Source organism: Flavobacterium sp. IB48 (genome assembly GCF_016405855.1).
Lineage (GTDB): Bacteria > Bacteroidota > Bacteroidia > Flavobacteriales > Flavobacteriaceae > Flavobacterium > Flavobacterium ginsengisoli.
In genome coordinates, this window is record NZ_JAEFCA010000001.1 from 357,756 (window position 1) to 382,743 (window position 24,988).

Annotated in this window: 17 protein-coding genes; 12 read left to right on the forward strand and 5 right to left on the reverse strand. The window is 34.4% G+C overall.

The genetic code is table 11. From position 1 onward, the window contains the following. Nucleotides 1-55: 55 nt before the first annotated feature. Nucleotides 56-1,741, reverse strand: coding sequence for a gliding motility lipoprotein GldJ (gene gldJ / locus JC605_RS01630; protein ID WP_198854581.1), 1,686 nt, complete (start codon nucleotides 1,739-1,741; stop codon nucleotides 56-58). A gap of 212 nt (nucleotides 1,742-1,953) precedes the next feature. Between gldJ and porU the strand changes: the two genes are divergently transcribed. From porU to JC605_RS01670, 8 genes are all read left to right on the forward strand, one after another. Beyond that, complete coding sequence (gene porU, locus JC605_RS01635; protein WP_198854582.1) at nucleotides 1,954-5,790, forward strand: type IX secretion system sortase PorU; 3,837 nt, start codon at nucleotides 1,954-1,956, stop codon at nucleotides 5,788-5,790. A gap of 41 nt (nucleotides 5,791-5,831) precedes the next feature. After that, complete coding sequence (porV, locus tag JC605_RS01640) at nucleotides 5,832-7,037, forward strand: type IX secretion system outer membrane channel protein PorV (protein ID WP_198854583.1); 1,206 nt, start codon at nucleotides 5,832-5,834, stop codon at nucleotides 7,035-7,037. Nucleotides 7,038-7,117: 80 nt separating this feature from the next. Then, the gene (gene cdd, locus JC605_RS01645) at nucleotides 7,118-7,600 is read left to right on the forward strand and encodes a cytidine deaminase (RefSeq protein ID WP_198854584.1); all 483 of its coding nucleotides are present in this window, start codon (nucleotides 7,118-7,120) and stop codon (nucleotides 7,598-7,600) included. A 159-nt stretch (nucleotides 7,601-7,759) separates the two neighbouring features. Next, a complete protein-coding gene (pdhA, locus tag JC605_RS01650) occupies nucleotides 7,760-8,758 on the forward strand; it encodes a pyruvate dehydrogenase (acetyl-transferring) E1 component subunit alpha (protein WP_144215559.1) in 999 nt (332 codons plus the stop codon). A 5-nt stretch (nucleotides 8,759-8,763) separates the two neighbouring features. Further along, nucleotides 8,764-10,404: a pyruvate dehydrogenase complex dihydrolipoamide acetyltransferase gene (locus JC605_RS01655; RefSeq protein ID WP_198854585.1), complete on the forward strand. Its 1,641-nt coding sequence runs from the start codon at nucleotides 8,764-8,766 to the stop codon at nucleotides 10,402-10,404. Nucleotides 10,405-10,495: 91 nt separating this feature from the next. Beyond that, on the forward strand, nucleotides 10,496-12,343 hold the full coding sequence (locus JC605_RS01660) for a hydrolase/aminopeptidase (protein WP_198854586.1): 1,848 nt from the start codon (nucleotides 10,496-10,498) through the stop codon (nucleotides 12,341-12,343). Nucleotides 12,344-12,812: 469 nt separating this feature from the next. Beyond that, nucleotides 12,813-13,343 (forward strand): carboxymuconolactone decarboxylase family protein, encoded by a 531-nt coding sequence (locus JC605_RS01665; RefSeq protein WP_198854587.1) that lies wholly within the window; start codon nucleotides 12,813-12,815, stop codon nucleotides 13,341-13,343. A 96-nt stretch (nucleotides 13,344-13,439) separates the two neighbouring features. After that, on the forward strand, nucleotides 13,440-14,318 hold the full coding sequence (locus JC605_RS01670) for an AraC family transcriptional regulator (protein WP_198854588.1): 879 nt from the start codon (nucleotides 13,440-13,442) through the stop codon (nucleotides 14,316-14,318). Between the two features lie 40 nt (nucleotides 14,319-14,358). Here JC605_RS01670 and JC605_RS01675 read toward each other — a convergent pair whose 3' ends face one another. Then, a complete protein-coding gene (locus JC605_RS01675; protein ID WP_198854589.1) occupies nucleotides 14,359-15,600 on the reverse strand; it encodes a glycosyltransferase in 1,242 nt (413 codons plus the stop codon). Nucleotides 15,601-15,713: 113 nt separating this feature from the next. On the opposite strand from JC605_RS01675, the gene JC605_RS01680 reads away from it, so the two are divergent. Both JC605_RS01680 and JC605_RS01685 read left to right on the forward strand, forming a co-directional pair. Then, nucleotides 15,714-16,295 carry a tRNA-(ms[2]io[6]A)-hydroxylase gene (locus JC605_RS01680; RefSeq protein WP_198854590.1) on the forward strand — a complete coding sequence of 194 codons (582 nt, stop codon included), beginning with the start codon at nucleotides 15,714-15,716 and terminating at the stop codon, nucleotides 16,293-16,295. A 53-nt stretch (nucleotides 16,296-16,348) separates the two neighbouring features. Beyond that, the gene (locus tag JC605_RS01685; RefSeq protein ID WP_198854591.1) at nucleotides 16,349-19,108 is read left to right on the forward strand and encodes an AsmA-like C-terminal region-containing protein; all 2,760 of its coding nucleotides are present in this window, start codon (nucleotides 16,349-16,351) and stop codon (nucleotides 19,106-19,108) included. Between the two features lie 59 nt (nucleotides 19,109-19,167). Here JC605_RS01685 and JC605_RS01690 read toward each other — a convergent pair whose 3' ends face one another. The 3 genes from JC605_RS01690 to rplU all read right to left on the reverse strand — a co-directional run bounded on the left by JC605_RS01690 (nucleotide 19,168) and on the right by rplU (nucleotide 21,316). Next, nucleotides 19,168-20,463, reverse strand: a complete 1,296-nt coding sequence (locus JC605_RS01690) for a hypothetical protein (RefSeq protein WP_233074006.1) — start codon at nucleotides 20,461-20,463, stop codon at nucleotides 19,168-19,170. A gap of 130 nt (nucleotides 20,464-20,593) precedes the next feature. Continuing rightward, nucleotides 20,594-20,854: a 50S ribosomal protein L27 gene (rpmA, locus tag JC605_RS01695; protein ID WP_012023622.1), complete on the reverse strand. Its 261-nt coding sequence runs from the start codon at nucleotides 20,852-20,854 to the stop codon at nucleotides 20,594-20,596. Nucleotides 20,855-20,878: 24 nt separating this feature from the next. Further along, nucleotides 20,879-21,316, reverse strand: a complete 438-nt coding sequence (rplU, locus tag JC605_RS01700; protein WP_073412831.1) for a 50S ribosomal protein L21 — start codon at nucleotides 21,314-21,316, stop codon at nucleotides 20,879-20,881. A 273-nt stretch (nucleotides 21,317-21,589) separates the two neighbouring features. Between rplU and JC605_RS01705 the strand changes: the two genes are divergently transcribed. After that, the gene (locus JC605_RS01705) at nucleotides 21,590-22,912 is read left to right on the forward strand and encodes a pitrilysin family protein (RefSeq protein ID WP_198854592.1); all 1,323 of its coding nucleotides are present in this window, start codon (nucleotides 21,590-21,592) and stop codon (nucleotides 22,910-22,912) included. Between the two features lie 12 nt (nucleotides 22,913-22,924). Beyond that, a complete protein-coding gene (locus JC605_RS01710) occupies nucleotides 22,925-24,973 on the forward strand; it encodes a pitrilysin family protein (protein WP_198854593.1) in 2,049 nt (682 codons plus the stop codon). Nucleotides 24,974-24,988: the final 15 nt, after the last annotated feature.

The following is a 24,988-nucleotide window of genomic DNA, read 5'->3' on the forward strand; positions in this document are numbered from 1 at the left end:
CAGACTGAAAATTCAGCTTGGAATTTGGAATTTTTGATATTATAATTCCTAAATCTTAGTTTCTAGGAGATTTTCTTTTTTCAGCTTTAGAACCTACTCTAGACATTGCACATCTGAAACCAATGTAATCAGTTGCCATATCTTGTGGGAAGTATCTTCTTTGAGCTGGATCTAACCAGTAAGCTCTATCTCTCCAAGAACCTCCTTTGTAAACTCTTACTTTATCATCGATTAAAGTAGTACGCTTACTAGAGTTATCATATTTTCTGATCATTTTTCCTAAACTATCTGTTGTTACATTATGTTTAGGAGAGTTGTACATTGCCTGTTCTGCTTTTGAACCAGACTCTGAATCACCAAAATCAAAATATCTAGAAGATTGTTTATCACCATCTCTGTAATTGATGTTGTTGCTTGTGCTAAAGTTTTGTCTTAAATAAGTCTCTTGTTCGTCAACTGGTACTTGAGCAATTTCTCCTGGAAGGTTTCTTGCAACAACTTTACCATTACTTAAAGTATCATATTTAATGTTAGCAGTTGAAACGATTTCAAGTTTACCGTCTTTACCGATTTTGTTTTTAGCATATTGGTTACCTCTGAAGTAGTTGAAATCATTTGCTTCGTTATCGATAATAGGTCTGTAAACGTCAGCCACCCATTCTGCAACGTTTCCAGCCATATCATAAAGACCGAAATCGTTTGGAGCATAACTTTTAACTTCATTTGTAATATCAGCTCCGTCATCTGACCAACCTGCAATTCCACCGTAGTCACCGTTTCCTTGTTTAAAGTTAGCCAATTGGTCGCCTTTATTTTTACGTTTGTTAGAACGTGTATAATCTCCAGACCAAGGATATTTCTTTTGTCCTTTGTAAATGTTGTATTCTCTTTGTCCAACATCAGCAGCAGCTGCATATTCCCATTCTGCTTCAGTAGGAAGTCTGTACTCTGGTAAAATAATACCAGAAGAACGCTGAGCATAAACGTTTTTCTCTTCAGGAACTACACCATCTTTACCAGCTCTAGGTTTTCTTCCGTTAGGGTTTTTCTTTAACACTAATTCTTCATTTCCACCATAAGTAGTAGATGGAGAAGCCATGTAAGCTTCAGTATTAAATAAACTTTCAGCACTTACATCATTTGTTTTAGCACCTTTTTTAAGATATCCATTTTTTTCTAAAACAGCCTCGTTAACACGGTCTGTTCTCCATTTACTAAATTCAACTGCTTGAATCCAGTTAACACCAACTACAGGATAGTTAGCATAAGATGGGTGTCTTAAATAGTTGTTAGTCATCGTTTCGTTATATCCTAAACGATTTCTCCAAACTAATGTATCAGGAGACGCTCCTTCGTAAATGTTTTTGTAATTTTCTTCTGTTGGCGGGAAAACTTTCTTTAACCACTCTAGGTATTCTAAGTACATACCGTTTGTAACTTCGGTTTCATCCATATAGAATGACTGAACGTGTTGTTGAGTTGGCGTGTTATTCCAATCATGCATAACATCATCCTGTACTTTACCCATAGTAAACGTACCTCCTTCAACAAAAACCAAACCAGGACCAGCCTGTTGTTTTTTACCTGCATTTCTGGCAGCAGTTCCATTCTGACTATCTACATCCCAGCCTGTAGCTCTAGAAGCATGGCTCGAACTCGATTTTTTGCTACAACTAGCCGTGCCCAACATCAATACCATTGACATCATTAACTGCAAGACTACAATTTTGTTTACTTTCATACTCATTCTTAGGTGATAAATTTAGGTGCTGCAATATAATAATTAACATTTAATTGGCAACATCTGTTCTCATAATTTTATTTCGCTGTTTTTTCCAGAAAATAACCTTTAGTTACGAACGCAAAAATATACTTTTTATTATTTACTGTAACATGAAATACTATATTTTTACTTACTAATTATTTTTTAATTAAATTTCGGTTTTTAAACTCATGAAACAAGTAATACTTATCTCTCTTTTTCTCCTCCCAATTCTCTCATTTTCCCAGATAAATGGGGCTATAACGATAGATTGGCAGAATAAAAAAGAGGTAAATTATGGCGAAAATAAAATCGTAATTCCTTACTTCTCCGGAAGCAGTTTTCGCTTTGACACTACAAAAAAAAGCATAATGCTGCTCCAAAACTTAAACCAATCTAACGTTTCAGGCAACAGTTCTTTGCAAATTAACAATGTCATTTATGAGTCGGTTTCCAGAGCAGATTTAGGAGATTTAACACTTGAAAATATCCCTGAAAAACCAAATGAATCTGTAATAGTTACGAATGCAAGAGACATAAAATATTCTTTCCTTTCTTTATCTCCTATAATTAAGGAAGGAAATAGCTACAAACGAATTAAATCCTTTTCTTATTTCATTAGCAATGCAACTGGACGAACTGCATCTACATCTTCATTTCAAAAATCGGCAGCAATTTCAAATTCTGTTTTGGCTTCTGGTGATTGGTATCGTTTTTACATTCAGAAATCAGGCGTTTACAAAATAGATCGTTCTTTTTTACAAAGCTTAGGATTTGACGCCTCCAAAGTTAACCCAAGAAGAATCAAAATTTACGGAAATGGAGGAAGAATGCTTCCTCTTCCCAACGACACATATTATCCTAATGATTTAACAGAAAATGCGATACAAGTAATAGGAGAAAATGACGGTGTTTTTAACAACGAAGATTACATTCTTTTTTATGCAGAAGGAACCGACACTTGGAGTTCTGAAAACCAGACTAACCTAAATTTATACGACACCAAGTCTTACTATTACATTACGGCTTCTGGAGACGACGGAAAAAGAATTCAAAACCTAAATCAGCCAATAGGAAATAGCACTTTAGAACTAAACACGTTTGATGACTATCAATATCATGAAATCGATCAAACCAATATTGTTCACCTTGGTCGCCAATGGCTCGGAGAGTCTTTTGACATTAATCAGGAACAAGAATTCTCGTTTAATTTTCCAAACTTAGACACTTCAATACCAGTAAAAATAGAAGCAAGCACTGCATCTGCATCTTTAACCACGACTTCTTTTGCAATAGCAGCAAACGGACAGAATATCGGAAATATAAATTTCACGCCCTTAATTGCAGGTTCCGACACGAAATATATAACAGGAAAACTACCAGCAAATACAGTATTTACTGGGGCAGATAATATTAAAATAAAACTCACCTATAATAATAATGGTGTTCCGGGATCAAAAGGCTACTTAGATTATATTAATATCACGGCAAAACGAAAACTTTTAGGAGTAGGCAAACAATTTCTTTTTCAGTATAACTCTGCAGGCTCGACAGCAGGAATTGTTAATTATACAATTGGAAATGCATCTGGAATAGCTCAAATATGGGATGTTACAGACCTATATAATGTGTCAAAAATAGAAAATGCCAACCAAGCCTCTTTTAGTTTTAAAGCCAATTTGGGAGAAATTAGAAAATACATTGCAATAGATCCTTCCGATTATTACAGTCCGTTAAAAGAAAATCAACCGAAAATTGCCAACCAAAATTTAAAAGGAACGGTTTTCAGAAATAATCAAAGCTCTTTTCAGGATATCGATTATGTTATTATAACTCCAAAATTTTTAGCTTCACAAGCCGAAAGATTAGCGAGTTTTCATAGAACTAATTCTAATTTAAATGTAAAAGTTATCACATTAGAAAACATCTATCAGGAATTTTCTTCTGGAAAACAAGACATAGCTGCTATTAGAAACTTCATTAGATATATTTATGACAATGCTTCTTCGTCAGAAAAAAGGATTCGTTATGTAAATTTATTTGGAGACGCTTCGTTCGACTACAAAGATCGCATTTCGAACAATACTAATATTGTACCTATATATCAATCCCTAATAAGCAACACAGTCGGCGAAGCTTCTTTTGCTTCTGATGATTTTTATGGATTGATGGATTCTAATGAGGGAGTTATTATTCCGTCTCTTGCAGGGATTGATATAGCAATAGGAAGAATGCTAGTTTCCGACAATGCTCAAGCACAGGAAATGGTCAACAAAGTATTTGAATATTACGACACAAAATCATACGGAAATTGGCGAAATAATGTTGTTCTAATTAGCGACGACTCGGACAAACCTGGCGATCAAACTTTACAAGCAAACCAAAATGCACTTGCAGATCAAATTGCAACTGAAAAACCTTTTTTTAATATCGACAAAATATTTTTAGATGCATATACGCAAGAAGCTTCTGCTGGCGGATCTCGATATCCTAAAGCAAGAACAGACTTTTTTAATGCTTTTGAAAAAGGGGCTTTAATATTTAATTATTTAGGGCACGGTGGCGAAGACGGGTTGGCTAGCGAGAGAATCTGGGAAAAATCGGACGGGCAAAACCTGACCAACCAATACAAATATCCTCTATTTATTACCATTACTTGCGAATTTTCCCGCTTTGATGATCCGACCAGACCAACCGCTGGTGAATATGTTTTCTGGAATCCAAAAGGAGGCGCTATTTCCATGCTGACAACAATTCGTGAAATCGGACAGGCTAATGCCGAAGAATTTAATAAAACGCTTAGCAAAAACCTTCTTTCTTATGGCTCTAACCAATATAACTCCATTGCTGAATCTTTAAGAATATCTAAAAACGAAAATCCAAGTTCTTCTAGTAATGTTGTTTTTTACTTAGGTGATCCTGCATTAATGCTCGCTATTCCAAAACCGCGAATTAATTTAACGAAAGTAAATGATATTGTGATTTCGCAAGCAATTCCTGACTTAAAATCATTGTCAAAAATTAAAATTTCAGGAGAAATTACAGACGAAAACAACACACTTTTAAGCAATTACAATGGAGAATTAGCAACTGCTATTTTTGATAAATTAATTACAAATACTACTTTAAACAATGACGGCTATAGTCCTCCAATGCAATTCAAAACTTTAGGAGAAACCATTTTTAGAGGGAATGCCTCTGTAACCAACGGACAATTTGAATTTAGCTTTGTAGTTCCTAGAGACATTAGAATTCCTGTTGACAATGGAAGAATTAGCTTTTATTCAAAGAAAAATGAGGCATTAGAAAACCAAACAGGATACAACAATACGATCAAAATTGGAGGAATTAACGAAAATGCACCCCAAGACAATATAAGTCCAAAAGTGAAGTTATATATGAACGATGAAACTTTTGTATCTGGCGGAATTACAAACGAATCTCCTTTTCTTTTAGCCTTCTTAGAAGATGAAAACGGAATCAATACAGCAAGCGGAATCGGACATGATATTGTTGCTATTTTAGATGGAGACGTTAGTAATCCTTATATTTTGAATGATTATTACCAAACAAAATTAGACGATTACACCAACGGAAACCTACGTTTCCCACTCCGAAATTTAGCTCCTGGTTTACATACAATAAGTTTTACCGCTTGGGATGTTTATAACAATCCTGTGACGAGTGAAATTCAATTTACAGTTGTAGGAGACGATTCCTTAACTTTATCACACGTTCTTAATTACCCAAATCCTTTTTCTACTTATACGCAATTTTGGTTTTCACATAACAGACCGTATGAACCATTGGAAGTACAAGTGCAGGTAATGACCATTACAGGAAAAGTGGTTTGGACAAAAAACCAAACTGTTACAACAGAAGGATTTTTATCAAGAGAAATAACATGGGACGGAAGAGATGATTTTGGCGACAGAATCGGAAAAGGAGTGTATATTTACAAACTGACTGTAAAATCCAATTTAACAAATAAAAAAGCAGAAAAATACGAAAAGCTTGTCATCCTATAATATTATATATATTTGCACCACCAAAAACATAAGTCCCATAAATGAAAAAACTATCACTTCTATTAATTTGTATTTTTAGCATTTACAATTCAAGGGCTCAGGAATCAAGACCAATTGTTACTGGAGTACCTTTTTTACTAGTCGCTGCTGATGCTAGAGCAGCAGGTTTGGCAGACCAAGGTGTCGCTACTTCTGCCGACGTTTTCTCTCAACAATGGAACCCTGCCAAGTATGCATTTTCAGAAGATGCACAAGGCCTTTCTATTAGCTACACTCCTTATTTAACAGATCTTGCTAATGACATCTCATTAGGTCAGATTACGTATTACAACAAAATCAACGAAAAAAGTGCTTTTGCAGGAAGTTTCCGTTATTTCGGTTTTGGAGACATCGAATTAAGAACTACAGGAGATCCAACTGAGCCTACAAGAACAGTTTCTCCAAACGAATTTGCCTTAGACGGTTCATACTCTCTTAAATTAAGTGAGAAATTCTCGATGGCAGTTGCTGGACGTTTTATTAGTTCAAACTTAAAAGTCGCTTCAGAAGAAGTTGACGCTACATCTGCAAGATCATTTGCTGTTGATGTTGCTGCTTTTTATCAATCAGAAGAAATCGCTTACCAAGATTTCAATGGTAGATGGAGAGCTGGAGTTAACTTCCAGAACATGGGGCCAAAAATTAGTTACGACAATGATGATATTAGCACAAACTTCTTACCTGCTAATTTAAGATTAGGGGGAGGATTTGATTTTATCTTTGACGACTACAATAAACTTACATTAAGCGCTGAGCTTACTAAACTTTTAGTTCCAACTCCTCCAGGCATGCAAGCTGCTATCGATGGAAATGGCGATGGAGATTTTGACGATCCTGAAGACATTACACAGCAAGAAGCTACAGATGCTGCTTACAGAAACTACAATAAAATTGGCTGGTTTGAAGGAATGTTTAAATCTTTTGGAGATGCGCCAGGAGGTTTTAGCGAAGAACTAAAGGAAATCACGTATAGCCTTGGAGCCGAATATGTTTATCAAGATGCTTTTGCTTTCCGTTTAGGTTACTACCACGAAAGTCCAGAAAAAGGTGCTAAACAATTTTTCTCTTTAGGAGCGGGATTTAAATACAACATTATGAAAATTGATGTTTCGTACTTATTCTCAGCATCAAAAATAAAAAACCCTTTAGAAAATACACTTCGTTTCTCTTTAACGTTTAACTTTGGCGACAAATACGACACTTATTAAAGAGAAAAGATCAAAATAAAAACAACTTAATCCAAATTCCAGCATTTTAGGAATTTGGATTTTTTTTCCCTTAAAAACAAATGAAAGAGATCAATATAACAACTTCGTTTACAATATTTGATAATTTAAATGAACTTCCAACCGAAATTCAAGATTTAATGAATCAAGCGGTTGAAATCAGAAAAAAAGCTTATGCTCCCTATTCTAAGTTCAGAGTTGGCGCTGCTTTACTTTTAGATAACGGAAAAATTATTCTAGGTTCTAATCAAGAAAACGCCGCATACCCTTCTGGACTTTGCGCAGAAAGAACTGCAATTTTTTATGCTGGAAGCGCTTATCCAGAAGCAAAAATCTTAAAAATGGCAATTACAGCAGCTTCAGACACTAATCAAACCACTGCCCCTATCCCACCATGCGGATCTTGCCGACAATCAATAGCAGAATACGAGACAAAACAAGACACACCTATTGAAATCTATTTTATGGGTGAAATTGGTGAAATTTATAAATCATCATCCCTCAAAAATTTACTCCCATTGATGTTTGATAAAAAGTTCTTGTAAAAAAAAGCCAAAAAGTATCGTTTTAATTTTAGTTCTTAAATGTAATGTCTTATTTTTGCATCCCGACCTTTCGGGCGCAAATTTGTGGGAGGAAACTATTTTGCGTTACAGGCACAATAATCGATAACACAAACAACTTTAGCAAAAGAAAGAATTCAGATGAAAGAAGTTACAAAAGAGGTATATTTAAAGTGGTATGAAGACATGCTACTTTGGAGAAAGTTTGAAGACAAACTTGCAGCATTATACATTCAACAAAAAGTTAGAGGTTTTCTACACCTATATAATGGTCAAGAAGCTGTATTAGCTGGCGCACTGCACGCTATGGATTTGACCAAAGATAAAATGATTACTGCTTACAGAAACCACGTTCAGCCAATTGGTATGGGAGTTGATCCTAGAAACGTAATGGCAGAACTTTTAGGAAAAGCAACAGGAACTTCTAAAGGTATGGGAGGCTCTATGCACATTTTCTCTAAAGAACACGGTTTTTACGGTGGACACGGAATCGTAGGTGCTCAAATTCCTGTAGGAGCTGGTATTGCTTTTGCAGACAAATATTTCAACACTGGCGGTGTTACCATGACTTACTTTGGTGATGGTGCTGCTAGACAAGGTTCTCTTCATGAAGCTTTCAACATGGCTATGTTATGGAAACTTCCAGTTGTATTTATCGTTGAAAACAATGGTTACGCAATGGGAACTTCTGTAGAAAGAACTGCAAACCACACTGACATCTGGAAATTAGGTTTAGGTTACGAAATGCCTTGTGGACCTGTTGACGGAATGAACCCAGTAAAAGTTGCTGAAGCTATGCACGAAGCTATCGAAAGAGCGCGTCGCGGAGACGGACCAACTTTCCTTGAAATGAAAACGTACCGTTACAGAGGACACTCTATGTCTGATGCACAATTATACCGTTCTAAAGAAGAGGTTGAAGAGTACAAAAAAATCGACCCAATTACCCAGGTTTTAGACGTAATCTTGGATCAAAAATATGCTACTCAAGAAGAAATTGATGTAATTGACCAAAAAGTTAAAGACTTAGTTGAAGAGTGTGCGAAATTCGCTGAAGAATCTCCATACCCAGACTTACAACAATTATACGATGTAGTATACGCACAAGAAGACTATCCATTTACACCTCATAAATTATAAGAATTATGGCAATTAAAGTAACTATGCCTCGTTTGAGCGATACAATGACGGAAGGAACGGTAGCAACTTGGCTTAAAAAAGTAGGCGACAAAGTTAGCGAAGGAGATATCCTTGCTGAAATTGAAACAGACAAAGCAACAATGGAGTTCGAATCTTTTAACGAAGGAACTCTTTTACATATCGGAATTCAAGCGGGAGAAACCGCTCCTGTTGATTCATTATTAGCAATCATTGGTAAAGAAGGAGAAGATATTTCTGCTCTTTTAGCCGGTGGTGATGCTCCTGCTGCCGAAGCTCCAAAAGCGGATGCTCCTGCTGCTGAAGCAAAAACTGAAACTGCTGCTCCTGCAAAAGCAGCAGCTGAATTGCCTAAAGGAGTTGTTGTTGTAACAATGCCTCGTTTGAGCGATACCATGACTGAAGGTACAGTCGCTAGCTGGTTGAAAAAAGTTGGCGATGCTGTTGCTGAAGGCGATATCTTAGCAGAAATTGAAACAGACAAAGCTACTATGGAGTTTGAGTCTTTCAATGCTGGAACATTATTATACATTGGAATTCAGGAAGGAAATACTGCGCCTGTTGACAGCTTATTAGCGATCATTGGACCTGCAGGAACTGACATCTCTGGAATTGCTGAAAATTATACTGCTGGAGGCGCTGCCACTGCAAGTGCTCCTGCTGCTGAAGAAAAAACTGCACCTGCTGCTGAAAAAGCACCAGAAGCTGCTGTTGAAACTTCAAATGGAGGAAGAATTTTAGCTTCACCTTTAGCTAAAAAAATCGCTTCTGATAAAGGAATTCAATTAAGTCAAGTTAAAGGATCTGGAGAAAACGGACGTATCGTAAAAAGCGATATCGAAAACTTTACTCCATCTGCTCAAGCACAAACTTCTGCTGCGGCACCAGCTGCTAAACAAGAAGCATCTGCTCCTGCTGCACCAAAAGTATTCGTTCCTGCTGGAGAAGTTTACACAGAAGAGATCAAAAACTCTCAAATGCGTAAAATCATTGCAAAACGTCTTTCTGAATCTTTATTCACTGCACCTCACTATAACTTAGTGATCGAAGTAAGTATGGACGAAGCAATGCAAGCTAGAGCTGCTATCAATAGCGTTCCAGATACAAAAGTATCTTTCAACGATATGGTAATCAAAGCTTGTGCTTTAGCATTGAAAAAACACCCAAAAATCAACTCTACTTGGAAAGAAGATGCAATCATCATCAACCACCACGTAAACATTGGTGTTGCTGTAGCTGTTGAAGACGGATTAGTAGTTCCTGTATTGAAATTTACAGATGCTATGAGTTTATCTCAAATTGGCGGTTCAGTAAGAGATCTTGCTGGAAGAGCTAAAAACAAAAAATTGGGACCACAAGAAATGGAAGGAAGTACTTTTACAGTATCTAACCTTGGTATGTTTGGTATTACTGAATTCAATTCAATTATCAACCAGCCAAACTCTGCAATCCTTTCTGTAGGTGCAATTGTTGAGAAACCAGTAGTTAAAAACGGTCAAATCGTAGTTGGAAACACAATGATGTTATCATTAGCTTGTGACCACAGAACTATTGACGGTGCAACTGGAGCTCAGTTCTTACAAACATTAAAACAATACATCGAAAGCCCAGTTACAATGTTGGCATAATCGTTGTTAATTTTATAATTAAATCCCGTTTTGTTTATTCAAAACGGGATTTTTTGTTTAATTTTCATCCTCAAATTCAAAACCTCACAAAATGAAGAAACTAATTCTTGTCGCTTTATTTCTGACAGCAATTGCTTGCCAGAAAAAAGAGCAAACAGAAAAAACAGCTGCCGTTACAGACGAACACAGTTACTCTAAACCAGAACTTGCTGTAGCAAAACATCTTGACCTTGATATTAAAGTTGATTTTGACACTCAGACTATTTCAGGAAAAGCATCTTGGACAATTGACAACATCAGTAAAGGAAACGAAATTATTTTCGACGAAAACACTTTAAATATTACAAAAGTAACTTTAGGAGATGATGAAAAAGAAACCAAATTTGAGCTTGGAAAAGACACTGAATTTCATGGCAAACCACTTCATATCACAATTGAACCAAATACAACCAAAGTAAACATTTATTACAACACTACTAAAGATGCTGTAGCTTTACAATGGTTAAAACCAGAGCAAACTGCAGACAAAAAGAAACCTTTTGTTTTCTCTCAAGGCGAAAGCGTTTGGTCACGCACTTGGATCCCTTGTCAAGATTCTCCAGGAATTCGTTTTACTTATAATGCAAAAGTTACGGTTCCTAAAGATTTATTGGCAGTTATGAGTGCTGTAAATCCGCAGAAGAAAAATGACACTGGAGTTTATACTTTCAAACAAGACAAAGCAATCCCTTCTTATTTAATGGCAATTGCCGTTGGAGATATCGAATTCCAAGCAATCGACAACAGAACTGGAGTTTATGCAGAACCATCTGTTCTAAAAAGTGCCGCTTATGAATTTGCCGAACTTGGAAAAATGGTAAATGCTGCAGAAAAATTATATGGACCTTACAGATGGGGACGTTATGATGTTTTGGTTTTGCCTCCAAGTTTCCCTTATGGCGGAATGGAGAATCCAAACCTGACTTTCTTAACTCCGGGAGTAATTGCTGGAGATCGTTCACTTACGAGTTTGCTTGCACACGAATTAGGTCATAGCTGGAGCGGAAACTTGGTTACAAATGCTACATGGGATGATATTTGGTTAAACGAAGGATTTACTACTTACGTTGAGCACAGAATTGGAGAAGCAATTTTTGGCAAAAAAGAATTTGATATGCAGAATGTTATCACCAACAAAGAATTGATTGATAATGTTGCTGAATACGGAGATACAAATCCAGACACAAGATTAAAAGTTAGTTTGACAGGAAGAAATCCTGACGACGGAATCAGCATGATTCCTTATGTAAAAGGATATGCTTTTTTAAGAGTTATTGAAAATGCCGTTGGGCGCGATAAATTTGATCCGTTTATCAAGAATTATTTCGATTCTCATGCTTTCCAATCTATCACAACAGAAGATTTCGTTAAATACATCAATGAAAATCTTATTAAAGGCGACAAAACTTTAGCAGATAAAATTCAATTAGACGATTGGATTTACAAACCAGGAATTCCTTCAAATATTGTTCCAGTAAGTTCAGCTGACTTTGATGCTATCGATGCTATCCAAAAAAGCTGGAGAGAAACTGGCGTTGCAGGTTTGAGTAAAAAAATCACAACTACTGCAGAAAAACAGCATTTTATTGACCATCTTCCTGCTGATATTACTGTAAAGGAAATGGAAGCAATTGATAAAGAATTCAACTTTACTAAGGGCGGTAATTTCATTATTAAACGCCAATGGTTTGTTCAAGCAATTCGTCATCAATACAAAGCTGCCGATCCTGCAATTGAACAATTTTTAATTGGAAGCAGCAGAACCGGCTCTATCATGATGCTTTATAAAGAAATGGCTAAAACTCCAGAAGGAAAAATTTGGGCTAAGCAAGTATTTGATAAAGCTAAATCTGGTTATCACGCGACGACAATTCAAGATGCTGCAAGTGTTTTGAAATAGTTTTTTCAAGATTATAGCTCTAAAAAAGAGGCTGTTCTTTAGGAACAGCCTCTTTTTTTACGCCTTATTTATCATTTCGACGAAGGAGAAATCTTCACAAGAAGCTCGACAAAGATTGGATTCTCATTACGGAGTTACTCGCGAAGATTTCTCCTTCGTCGAAATGACAAGATTGCGTTAATTGTTTGCAGAATTTCTAAGTGTGATCCTTTCTTCGTCAGGATGACAAACTATGCAAAAAACAATCATATAAAACGAGAGCCCTAGCCCCGATAGAAGTGGAAATCCTTTTGTGCCGGGGTTCGGCACAAAAGATTGAAACGGATAGCGGGAAATAGCTCCTAAAAAAACAGCGGGGAAAATTATCCATCATATAGCGTACATTCTCCATGTTTTAAAATCTGTAATCGTTGCAATTTTGTAATGTCAAAAGACAACAACAAATAACAACAATTAAATATCAAATAAAATGACACGATTAACAGCTTTAAACCCAGAAGAAGTAACAGGAAAAACTAAAGATTTATTCAACGCAGTTCAGTCAAAATTAGGCGTTGTTCCAAACATGATGAGAACAATGGGAAATTCTCCAGCAGTTCTTGAAGGATATTTAAATTTAAGCGGTGCTTTAAGCCATGGAAAATTAAACGCAAAAACGGGAGAATTAATTGCTTTAGCAGTTTCAGAAAGCAATTCTTGCGACTACTGTTTAGCCGCGCACACTTTTATTGGAGAGAAATTAGTTAAAGCAGATCCAGCAGTTTTAAAAGCTGCTAGATTAGGAAAGTCTGACGATGCCAAAACAGAAGCCATTTTACAATTGGCTAAAACTCTTATTAGTAAAAATGGTTTAGTAAACGACGAGGATATAAACAAAGCTAAAAACGCAGGAGTTGCAGATGCTGAAATTGCAGAAACTATCGGACATGTAGCTCTAAATGTACTAACCAACTACTTTAACAACGTAGCAAAAACAGAAATTGACTTTCCAACAGTATAATTAAAAAGTATACATTCACTATAACAAGAATCAACATGTAAAGATAGTTGTGAATTTATTTCATGACTATCTTTATACTTTCAAAAACCAAATAATATGAGTTTGCAACAAGTTTTTACTTTAACAAATCCGCAAAATGGCAATTTAGCTTTCAAGATACTTTCTTTTGATGACAACAGTCATTTTGATCATTTACAGCGAAACAATTATTACTCGCTAATTTGGGTCACCAGAGGAAAAGGCAAGGTAAAAGCCGATTTTGCCGAACATCATTTTGAAGAAAACTCACTTCTCGCCTTTTCACCTTATCAGCCATTTATGCTTTGTGTAAACGAACCATTCGAAGGTATTGCCATTCATTTTCATCCTGATTTTTATTGCATTCACATGCATCAAAAAGAAGTTTCTTGCAATGGCGTTTTGTTCAATAATATTTATCAACCTCCTTATGTAAAGGTTACTGAACAAGCATCACTAACTTTCAATATGGTTATCGACCAAATGAAAACTGAAATTCAAAATGCAGAATTGGCACAATATGAATTGCTTATTTCATATTTGAAAATCTTTTTAATTACAGCTTCAAGGCTAAAAACCGAACAATTAGAAGAAATGAAATCGATTCCAGATTCGAAAGAACCTATTATTCTTCAAAATCTAAAAGATGCGATCGAACTAAATTTCAAAACCAAACATTCAGCAGGAAATTATGCAGAATTATTGAATATTTCTCCTAAAGCTTTGGCTAAATTATCTAAGAATTATTTCAATAAAACGTTGACTGATTTAATTTCAGAAAGAATTATTATTGAAGCTAAAAGAGAATTATATCTAACCAACAAAACGGTTAAAGAAATTGCATATGAGTTAGGTTACGATGACGAACATTATTTTAGTCGTTTCTTTAAAACCAATGCCGATGTTTCGCCACAAATTTATCGTGAAACAGTAGGTTTTGGAAAAATGGAAGCTTAGTTTAAAGTCGCAGTTTACTGATTATTGTGAACTGTTCTGATTAGTTATTTTTCGCTTCAATCCATTTTGACATGTACATCGTACTTTTAAATGCATGATGCTGCAATAAATTCCCCATAAAATTATGAAGACGATGACTTTCTGAATCCTCTATAAGTGAATTTACCAGTGAAAGCAATTGACTAGAATAGTTGCTTTTTTGGTAGCATTTATTAATGATTTCGATTCCATTTTTTTGAGATTGCTTCCAAAGATTTTCATCTTGATAAAGTGCAATTGCTTTTCTAGCAAAATCAGTTGAATCATCTTCAATGAAACCATTCCAAGACAATTTTCTATGCATTGCTTCAGAGCCGATAGAAGTTGTTGCGCTTGGCGTTCCGCATTGCATTGCTTCTAAGAGTTTACCTTTCAAACCTGCTCCAAAACGTATTGGCGCTAAAACAACTCTAGATTTTTTCACAATTTCATTAGCATCTTCTGCTCTTCCCATGATATAAAAACCATTTTTAGGCTGATGCAATTGCAGTACTTTTTGCGAAGGATACGCTCCGTAAACTTCCAAAACAGCTTCTGGAAAATCTTTTTTTATAGAAGGCCAAATTGCTTCTTTTAAATATTGGACAGTGTTCCAATTCGGTTCATGAAGAAAATTTCCGATAAAAACAAAATGCTTTCTTTCTTCAAAAGAGGGTAATTTCAAAAGCTCTTCTTCCTTCATTTCATCAACCAAAAACGGAAGATAAAATAATAAGTCTTCATTAATCTTAAAAACATCTTTTAGAACATTCATTTCAAATTCAGAAATAATCAAAGATAAATCACATCTTAAAATACTGGCTATTTCGCGTTTTGCAACTTCCTCAGATAACAAATCTTGAATTTTAAAAGTTCTGTTTTCTTTGAATGCTTTTTGCCTTGCAGTTCTCAAACAATGCACATCTTCGGTATCTAAAATTCGGATTGCCTTCGGACATTTTTCAATCACGCGCCATCCAAATTGTTCTTCGACCATAAAGCGATCAAACAAGACAACTTCTGGATTTAATTCGGCTACAAAATCATCAAAACTTGAAGAATTAAGTTCGATGCTTTTTTTTATTACTCCAAACTCAGACAAATCAACCATAAAATTGCTATCCTGAGCAGCGCTTGCAAATGTAATTTCAAATCCATTTTCTTTGAAAATAGAAATCAATTGCATCATTCTTCCGCCTGCCGCAGAAGACTTTGGCTCAGGCCAAACAAACCCAATAATTAAAAGTTTTTTTATCTGTTTCATTTTATTTGGTTTCATTTTACAAAATAATGCTTTTTTGCACATTTTTGCATCATATTTACTGACTTTCGGTTGTAAAAAAACACTAATTTTGCAAAACTAAATTCTTAGAAATTATGTTAGGATTAAAATTAGCTACAGACCCTCGATGGGTAAATATCGTCGAATCGAATATCGAAGAAATTTTAACTGATCACGCATGGTGCGAACAAAAAGCTGCTTCAAACGCTATTAGCATTGTGACGTATAATTCTGAAATCGAAGAATTAGTAACCGAAATGCTTGAAATTGCCAGAGAAGAATTGGAGCATTTTCAAATGGTTCATAATATCATAAAGGAACGCGGACTTACGCTAGGACGCGAACGAAAAGATCATTACGTAAATGAACTGTTTAAATTCATGAAAAAAGATGGTAGCCGTAGAGATGCACTTTGCGACCGATTATTGTTCTCTGCAATGATTGAAGCCAGAAGTTGCGAGCGTTTTAAAGTCCTTTCAGAAAATATTAAAGACGAAAAACTAGCTACATTCTACAGAGATTTAATGATTTCTGAAGCGGGACATTATACTACATTTTTAGGCTTTGCCAGAAAATACCAAGACAACATCGACATTGATAAAAGATGGAAAGAATGGATTGAATATGAAGGTTCTATTATTACCAATTATGGTAAAAGTGAAACCGTTCACGGATAAATTACGCTCTTTTTTTATTACTCTATTTTCATATTTAAACACCACTATTCGCTATGCAGAAAAGTAAATCCAGATCAATCGTTTTTAAAATTGCGAAGTATTTCGGAATAACTTTCGCGGTTATTATAGGATTATTATTTTTAATGCCTATCGTCTTTGAGGACCAAATTAAAGAGCAAATAAAGAAAACAGCCAATGAAAGATTAAGCGCAGAATTAAATTATTCTGATGTTTCTGTTTCATTTTTTCATCATTTTCCTTCTCTTACTTTAACTTTAGATAATTTAAGTTTGAATGGTTCTGCGCCATACAAAAACGAAAAATTCATCACCGCAAAAGAGGTTTCTTTTGGAATCAATGTGGCAAGTCTTATTTTTAGCAAATCGGTAAAAATTGACCAGATCTATTTATCTGATTCTTTTATAAACGTAAAAGTAAATCCAAACGGAGAAGCAAATTACAATATTTATAAATCGCAAGAACAAGCTTCACAATCAAATGACAGTTCTGATACTGCTTTAAAGCTAGAACGAATTGAAATTTTGAACAGTAAAATTATTTACGACGACAAATCGACAAAAGTTCATTTTGATGCCTATGGCTTCAATTATTTAGGAAAAGGAGATTTAAATAAAGCCGTTTTTGATTTGTATTCGAAAGCCAAAATCGAAAAATTGAATATCGTTTACGAAGATGAACCGTATTTAATGAATAAAAAAATTGATGCTGATTTGATTACCAAAGTCAACATTAACTCGCTTTCTTTCTTTTTCCAACAGAATAACCTCAAAATCAATCAGCTCTTGGTCGACTTTAAAGGTAAATTTGATATTTTGAAAGATGGCTACAACATGGATTTTGTTATTAAATCTGATAACAGTAATTTATATGACGTTTTTACCGCCTTTCCTCCAAAATATATTACTTGGCTTTCTAAAACTGAATTAAAAGGAAATACAAATCTTTTATTGACATTAAAAGGAAAATATATTGCGTCGGAAAACATTGCTCCAGATTTGGATTTGGATGTAAAAATAAACGACGGATTTGTCAATTACAACAAAAGCGCATTTCCGGTTTCAAACTTAAATTTAGACATCAAAACAACTGTTCCGTCTTTAAACCCTGATTTAGTTATTGTTGATGCTAAAACTCTTTCTCTAAATATTAATCAAGATTATTTGAAATCTAAGTTTTTGGTGAAAGGAATAAACACACCAGAAATCAATGCCGATTTTAAAGCTAAAATTGATCTTGAAAAACTAACGAAAGCACTTGGAATTCCTGATGTTGAATTAAAAGGAGCTTTAGCTGGCGATGTAAAAGCAAATGGAGTGTTTGACCAAAAGAACAAACGTTTTCCTGTTACAAACGGAACCCTTAATTTGGATAATGGATATTTAAAAACACCTTACTATCCAAATCCTATTACAAATATTACGATTAAATCTAAAATCGTAAACCAAAAAGGAACTTTTGAAGATTTAAAAGTAAGCTTAACACCAACTCAATTTACTTTTGAAGGAAAACCAGTTTTTGTACAAGCAGATTTAAGCAATTTTGACGATTTAAATTACGACATAAAAGCAAAAGGCGAATTGGATGTTAGCAGAATTTATAAAGTTTTCTCTCAAAAAGGACTTGATCTGGATGGTTTTGTAAAAGCTGATGTATCACTAAAAGGAAAACAAAGCGATGCAGAAAAAGGAAATTACAGCAAGTTAAATAATAGAGGAACACTTGAATTAAGAAACATCGGAATTGCTTCTGAATATCTTCCAAAGAAATTCATCATCAAAGAAGGTATTTTCAAAATCAATCAGGATAAAATGTCGTTCAATAATTTCTTGGCCGCTTATGGACAATCAGATTTTAAAATGAATGGTTATTTACAAAATGTTTTCAATTATGTAATGACCAATACAGGCGTTTTAAAAGGCTCTTTTAAAGTTTCTTCTCGATATATCAATGTTGATGAATTTATGTCAAGCGTAGACCCAAATACACCTGTAACGCAAAGCTCTGCTCCAAAAACAGAAGCAAAACAATCAGACAATACACAAACTGGCGTAATTATTATTCCAAGCAATCTGAACTTACAGCTGATTGCAAATGCCCAAAAAGTAAATTTTGACAAATTAAACCTGCAAAATGCAACTGGAAATTTAACCATGAAAAAAGGCAAATTAACTATGCAAAATACTGGCTTTAATTTAATTGGATGCAATGTTTCTATGAATGCCAATTATCAAGCTGTAACTCCGCAAAAAGCAAATTTTGATTATGCAATAAAAGCTACAGATTTTGATATTAAAAGAGCCTATAACGAAATTGAAGTTTTCAGAAAAATGGCAAGTGCAGCAGAGAAAGCGCAAGGAATTGTTTCTTTAGATTATCAATTAAAAGGCCGTTTAAACGGAAATATGGATCCTGTCTACCCTTCTCTTGTGGGCGGCGGAACACTTTCTGTAAAAGATGTAAAAGTAAGAGGTCTGAAAATGTTTAATGCCGTAAGTAAACAAACAAATACGGAATCTATAAAAAATCCAGATCTTTCAAAAGTTGATATTAAAACAACAGTTAAAAACAATATTATTACCGTAGAACGTTTTAAATTTAAATTTGCAGGCTTTAGACCAAGAATCGAAGGGACATCAAGCTTAGATGGAAGACTGAACCTTAAAATGCGTTTAGGATTGCCTCCTTTCGGTATTTTCGGAATTCCGCTGACAGTTACAGGAACACAAGATAATCCAAAAGTAAAAGTGGGAAGAAAGACTGAAGATTTAGAGGAAACTAAGGATACTGAATAAGGATTTAAAAATTCTAATACAAAAATAAAAACCGAGGCACAAGCTTCGGTTTTTTTATTTTAAACTCTATATATGATTTTAGAAACATATAAAATTCCTTTAGCCAACAACCACAATAAGGCTGCCACCCCTAGCAGTTTCCAAGCCCAAGCTTTACTTCTTTTCCAATCAGAGAAAAACGAAAATATTTCAAAATATTTAATGACTACATAAGCACTTGTTCCTATCAGCGAAAACCAAACAACTTCATTTAAATGATAACTGAAGCCGTACAAGAAAGTTAAACTTAAAAAAAGTACGGTTACAAATTGCAGATAGTAATAATTTCTGAAATCATATCTGTAGTTCATTTTCAAGGACAAAATTAAGAACGATATCGCCAACAAACTTATTAAAGCGGCAATAACATTATAAAAAAGAAAATTGTCTTGAAAAATCAGCACTAAAACTACAACAACAGCAATTACAGTACATCCGCCAAGAGAATTTATACCTCTTTCTCTTCTATCATTTTTAAAGGGAAATAAAACCGGATATAAATACTTTTCTAAAGTACGCCAAAAAGGCAAAGCATAAATTGTTGCAATTCCTGATAATACAATTTCGTAGTTATAAAAAATGTCTTGCGGAACTCTGTACAGCACATACAAAAGTGCAAGCGTAAGACATAAAGCAGGGAGAGAAATTGTTTTTACCGCTTCCCAAGAGTTTTCGCCCCAAAAGTTATTTTCTATTTTAAAAATATACCGTTTAATTAAATATTCTTTCGTAAAAAGAGCTGTAGATTGACTCCACAACAAACACAGTCCTACATGAATCACAACTGTACGAAGTACAAATTCATCTATAGAAACTCCGTAATAGATACAGAAAGCGCTTGCAATCAGCAATTCGTAAGTCAATAAGATTGGTGAAAATAAAAACCTTAATAATGGTGCTAAATGCCTAATAACAAAATCAATTAACAGACTCCAATATCGCTTAAACAAAGCTAGAATAGCACAAATAGCAATAAATGCAGACAGATAAAACATCCAATTTGCCAGCGATTGCGCTTGTAACCAGAATTGAACTGCAGAACCTTTTGGCGGAGCATACACTATTTTAGAATTAGCAAAAACTTCTAAAGCTAATTGATCTCGTACTTTATCATCAATTTTTGAAAATTCATTTTTGTGTTTCATCCAGAATTGTTCTGTTTCAAAACCGTTCTTTTTAAGAACTTCAAATTCATACAAAACATTTTTCTGTTCTTCGCTTAACGAATTTAAATAACTGCTAACATTATTATCTGAAACAGCTTTTCCGTAAGCACTAAAACAACACAGCAGTATAAGTATTATTATTTTTTTCAACTTTTAATATTTAGGACAATGAAAACAAACGTAAAAGTAAATATAAGTTTTAAAGTCTTTATAAAAGTATAAAAAACAAAAAACCCGATCATTTCTGAACGGGTTTTTTATAAAAAGTAATCTATGATTATTATGCCTCGAATGGGATAATAGATACATAAGATTTGTTATCTCTTTTCTTTTGGAACTTAACAACTCCAGCAACTCTTGCGTGAAGAGTGTGATCTTTACTAATGTAAACGTTTTCACCTGGATTGTGTTTTGAACCTCTTTGTCTAACGATGATGTTTCCAGCAATAGCAGCTTGACCACCATAAATCTTAACGCCTAGACGTTTTGATTCTGATTCTCTACCATTCTTCGAACTACCGACACCTTTCTTGTGAGCCATGACGTATGAGTTTAAATATTGTTATTATTCTTTAGTAGCTTCTTTTTTTGCTTTTGGAGCTGCTTTTTTTGCTTTTGGAGCTTCTACTTCTTCAGTAGCTGCTTCTTCTGCTACAACTGCTTTTTTAGCCGCTGCTTTTTTAGTTCCTCCTGCTGCAGTAATACCTTCAATTACAATTTGTGTAAGATATTGTCTGTGACCATTTCTTTTTTTGTATCCTTTTCTTCTTTTCTTTTTGAAAACGATAACTTTATCACCTTTTAAGTGTTGTAACACTTTAGCTTCTACTGAAGCACCTTCTATAGCTGGGGCGCCTAAAGTTACATTTCCGTTATCATCTAATAAAAGAACTTTGTCAAAAGAAACTTTTGAACCTTCTTCATTAGCTAAACGGTGAACATAAACCTTTAAGTCTTTGCTTACTTTAAATTGTTGCCCTGCTATCTCTACGATTGCATACATACCAAATTGATTTATTGATTTTTAAGGTTGCAAATATACAACTAATAATTTACTGTGCAATCCCTAAAAGCAAAAATATTTTTACTTAAAAAAACCTTGTTTTTCAGGCAGTTCTACATCAAAAACAAAATTATTTTAAAGTAAAAGATTGTTAAAATCACATTAATTTAAAAACAAATCTGTAATACCTAATTAAAAAAAACTATTTTTGGTGTAACCAAAATCAACTCTTGTCTACCTACTACTGTTGATATTTTAAAATTATTAATCTTTATGAAAAAATCAATAATGATGTTAAGTGCTGCATTAATGCTTGGCGGAGTGGCTCATGCCCAAAAAGTAGCTTTCGAAGAATACGATTTAGACAATGGGCTGCATGTCATTTTACACAATGACCCTTCGGCTCCAGTCGTGATCACTTCGGTAATGTATCATGTTGGATCAAAAGACGAACGCCCAGACAGAACTGGTTTTGCACATTTTTTTGAACATCTATTATTTGAAGGAACCCAAAATATAAAACGCGGAGAATGGATGAAAATTGTCACTGCTAACGGAGGTGTAAACAACGCAAATACCTCTGATGACAGAACATATTATTATGAAGTTTTTCCATCTAACAGTTTAGAACTTGGTCTATGGATGGAATCTGAAAGACTGATGCATCCTATTATTAATAAAATTGGAGTTGACACGCAAAATGAAGTAGTAAAAGAAGAAAAAAGAATGCGTTACGACAATCAGCCATACGGAAATATTCTTCCCGAGGTTAAAAAGAATATGTTCAAAAATCATCCTTACAGATGGACCACTATTGGCTCTATGAAAGATTTGGATGCTGCAACTCTTGAAGAATTCCAAGCTTTCAACAAAAAATTCTATACTCCAAATAATGCCGTTTTAGTGGTTGCTGGAGATTTCGAAAAAACAAAAACAAAAGAATGGATTCAGAAATATTTTGGACCAATTCCGCGAGGTGAAGAAGTTAAAAAACAAACCTATACAGAAGATCCGATCACCCAAACGATTAAAGCTACTTACGAAGATCCAAACATCCAGATTCCGATGATTGTAGCTTCCTACAGAACGCCTTCAATGAAAACAAGAGATGCAAGGGTTTTAGATTTAATTTCATCGTATTTAAGTGATGGAAAAAGTTCTAAACTGTACAAGAAAATTGTAGACGACAAAAAAATGGCGTTGCAAATTGGTGCTGTAGGTTTTAGCCAAGAAGATTACGGAATGTATATTCTGTATGGTCTTCCAATGGCTCCATACACAACAGCCGATATTTTAAAAGAAATGGATGAGGAAATTGTAAAAATTCAAACCGATCTTATTTCTGAAAAAGATTACGAAAAATTACAAAACAAATTCGATAACAATTATGTAAATGCCAATTCGAGCGTAGAAGGAATTGCAGAAAATCTTGCTTCATATTATTTACTTTATGGCGATGTAAATCTGATTAATACCGAAATCGACATTTACCATTCTATAACAAGAGAAGAAATAAGAGAAGTTGCCAAGAAATATTTAAATCCGAACCAACGTTTGATTTTAGATTATGTTCCAACTGCCAAATCTCAAAACTAAGAATATCGAATCATGAAAAAAATATATCCTTTTTTAATCCTTATTTTCCTAACTGGAATTATGCAAGCACAAGATCGTCCACAACCCAAACCAGGAAATGCCCCAGTAGTCAACATCAAAAAACCACAGACCTTTGTTTTAGCAAACGGAATGAAGGTTTTAGTTGTTGAAAACCATAAATTGCCTAGAGTTAGCTTTACACTTACTTTAGACAACGCTCCTTTTACTGAAGGCAACAAAAAAGGCGTTGACGAATTAACTAGTAGCTTAATTGGAAACGGAACTAAAAAAACAACCAAAGAGGCCTTTAACGAAGAAATTGATTTTTATGGAGCTAATATCAATTTTACTTCTCAAGGTGCTTATGCAAGTTCATTATCAAAATATTCTGCACGCGTTTTAGAACTTTTAGCAGAAGGCGCTTTACAGCCAAATTTCACTCAAACCGAATTTGACAAAGAAAAAGCAAAACTTTTAGAAGGCCTTAAAGCTGACGAAAAAAGCGTTCCTGCTATTTCAAACCGAGTGGTCGATGTTTTAGCTTTCGGAAAAAATCATCCAACAGGAGAATATCTTTCTGAAGAAACTGTAAAAAATGTAACGCTTGCAGATGTTCAAAACAACTACAACACTTACTTTGTTCCAGAAAACGCTTATTTAGTTGTTATTGGAGATATCAAATTTAAAGAAGTAAAAGCTGCTGTTGAGAAATTATTCAGCGGATGGAAAAAGCAAGCAGCACCAAAAAACACTTACCCAAATCCGACGAATGTTTCAAACTTACAAATTGATTTTGTTGATGTTCCAAATGCGGTTCAATCTGAAATTTCATTAGTAAATACTGTAAATTTAAGAATGAGCGATCCAGATTTTTTCCCTGCAGTAATTGCAAATCAAATTCTTGGAGGCGATTTCAATAGTTATTTAAATATGAATTTACGCGAAGAACATGCTTGGACGTATGGCGCAAATTCTAGCATCGGAAGCGGAAAATATGTTACCAAATTCAAAGCTTCATCAGCAGTTAGAAACACTGTAACAGATAGTGCTGTTGTTCAATTTGTAAAAGAAATAAAACGAATTAGAACAGAAAGAGTTGATCCAGAAGTTTTAAGAAATGTAAAAGCTGGATATATTGGAAGATTTGTAATGCAAGTTGAAAAACCACAAGCTGTTGCACGTTACGCTTTGAACATTGAAACAGAAAAACTTCCTGCCGATTTCTACGAAAAATACATTCAAACAATCAATAATGTTACTGCAGACGATATTTATCGTGTTGCAAACAAATATTTCTTATTGGACAATATGCGTATTGTGATTGTCGGAAAAGGATCGGATGTAATTTCTGGTTTAGAAAAATTACAAATTCCGATTTATTATTTCGATAAATATGGAAATCCTGTTGAAAAACCTGCAACAAAAAAAGAAGCTCCTAAAGATATTAGTGCTAAAACAGTTTTTGAAAACTATATCAATGCAATTGGAGGAGAAAAAGCTGTTAGCGCAGTAAAAACTTTATACATGAACGGCTCTACAACTGTTCCTCAAGCTCCTACTCCATTAACTTTTACTTCTAAATTAGATTCAAAAGGAAAAATGATGGTTTCACTTTCAATGGGAACTATGAATTTAATGAAACAAGTTGTGAATGAAAAAGGCGCTTATGTAGAACAACAAGGAAAAAGAAAAAACCTTGAAGGCGAAGATTTAGCCGAAATGAAAGCAAATGCAGCGCCATTTGAAGAATTACAACTTGCAAAGAGAACCGACCTAAAAGTAGAAGGAATTGAACCAATTAACGGAAGTGATGCTTACGTAATTAAAGACGGTAAAACAAAGTATTATTATGACGTTAAATCTGGCTTAAAAACAGCCGAATCTAAAGTTCGTGAGCAAGGCGGAAAATCAGTAGAACAAATCACCAATTTTAACGATTATAAAGAAGTAAAAGGCATTAAAGTTCCTTTTAATTTAGTTCAAAATGTTGGCTTTGAATTAGATATCAAAATGTCTGATATTAAAATAAACGAAGGCGTTTCTGAGAAGGATTTTCTTTAAGGTGCTAAGGTTCTG